Origin of the sequence: Nonomuraea sp. B19D2 (assembly GCF_040137845.1) — a bacterium.
Taxonomy (GTDB): domain Bacteria; phylum Actinomycetota; class Actinomycetes; order Streptosporangiales; family Streptosporangiaceae; genus Nonomuraea.
Genome location: NZ_JBEFAK010000139.1, coordinates 1 through 1,635, shown reverse-complemented (window position 1 = coordinate 1,635; position 1,635 = coordinate 1). Strand labels below are relative to the sequence as shown.

Annotated in this window: 1 protein-coding gene; it reads right to left on the bottom strand. The window is 71.1% G+C overall.

The features are described from left to right. Positions 1 to 59: 59 nt before the first annotated feature. Positions 60 to 1,604: an IS1182 family transposase gene (locus ABN273_RS59135; protein WP_349458584.1), complete on the bottom strand. Its 1,545-nt coding sequence runs from the start codon at positions 1,602 to 1,604 to the stop codon at positions 60 to 62. Between the last annotated feature and the right edge of the window lie 31 nt (positions 1,605 to 1,635).

The following is a 1,635-nucleotide window of genomic DNA, read 5'->3' as shown; positions in this document are numbered from 1 at the left end:
CCTAGGAATGTCCTGAAGATCTTGGTGGGTGGGCTGGTATGGGCTGGCACGTCCGCCGGTCATGGGCTGGTCGGGGTGAGGGTCCAGGTGTTGTTGAGGTAGGCGAGTCCGAGGTTGACCAGGCGGCGGAGGTTGAGAGCGGCAGCGCGGTGGTGGAGCCAGCGGTCGTTGGCGTGGGTGCCTCGGTAGGGCAGGCGGCGGTTGCCGCGGGCTACCAGCCAGGCCACGGCGCGTTCGACCATGGGCCGCCAGTGTCGGTAGTCGTCCTGCCAGGCGGGGTCGGTGGCGGCTTGGTGGCGGGCTGCGGCTTGCAGGTCGTGGTGCGGGCGGATGGTGAGGATGCGGCCGGTCGTGGCGGTGGTGCAGCGATCATGCAGGGGGCATGCGGCGCACAGCCCGGTGAAGGTGGCGCGGCGCTGCTGGTAGCGGCCTGCCGGGGCGGCGAGCGGGACGGTGTGCCCGGCAGGGCAGGTGACCGTGCCGGCGCCGGTGTCGATGGCGAAGTCGTCCAGGGTGAACCCGCCGACCACGGCGGGCTTGAGCGCGGGTGGCTTGATCAGCAGCCGGTGGCCGGCGACCGTCAGAGCGGCGCGTAGCTCGGCGGCGGCGTAGGCGGCATCGGCCAGGATCTGCAGCTGGCCGTGCTCGCCGGCCAGCAGGTCGGGAGCGACGGCGGCCTCGTGGTGGTCGGCCCCGGCACCAGGGCGCAGGGCCACGGCGGTGAACAGGCCGGTCTCCGGTTCGACAGCCAGATGCGCCTTGTAACCGTCCTGGCGCTGCTGAGCGCTTTTGTGGATGTGGCGGGCTTCTGGGTCGACGGTGGAGATGATCCGGTCCGCCGCGGTGCGGCGGGCGATCCGCCACCGGCCGTCGGTGCCGTCGCTGCCGTCGGCGGGTTCGACGTCTTGGCCGGCGATCAAGGCCAGCAGGCCGACCGCAGCAGCGCCGTCTTCGTCCAGGTCTTGGCCGGCCAGCTGGTCCAGCAGGGTGAGCGTGTCCGTGACGAGGGCGCTGACCAGCGCGGTCTTGGCCTCCTCGTCGTCCCAGGCGATCTTCGGTTTGCTGGGGTCGGTGTAATCGTGGGCGCGGCAGTGTGTCGCGACGATCGCAGCTGCGCCGGGCACCAGGCGGGCCACTCGGCGGATCGCGGCGATCAACTGGGTGATGGTGTCCTGGGTGGCGACCGCGTCGAGGAGCACGGCCGAGTCCAGCGCCCGCCGGTTCCGACCGGTCAGCACCCCGGTCTGCTCGACCACGCTGCGGACGATCTCGAAGATCCGATCCGGATCCGCAGAACGGGCCAGGCGGCGCCGGAAATACGTCAGCAGCGACGGATCGAAGCCCCGGTCATATAACCCCAGACCGCAGGCGGCCTTCCAGCGCAGATCGAACCGCAGCGCCGCAACCGCCTCCTCATCCGACAGCCCATGCAGCACTTGCAGCACCACCACCGTCGCCAACAGGTCCGGCGGCACCGACGGACGCCCGTTGACAGGCGCATACATATCCGCGAACGCCTCCGGCGGGAACAACGCTCGCCGGTGTTCGGCCAGGAACGCGAACACGCTCCCGGCCGGGATCAGCTCTCGGCACACGACCCACACCTCAGGCCCGGCCGGAACCCTCCAACGGCCC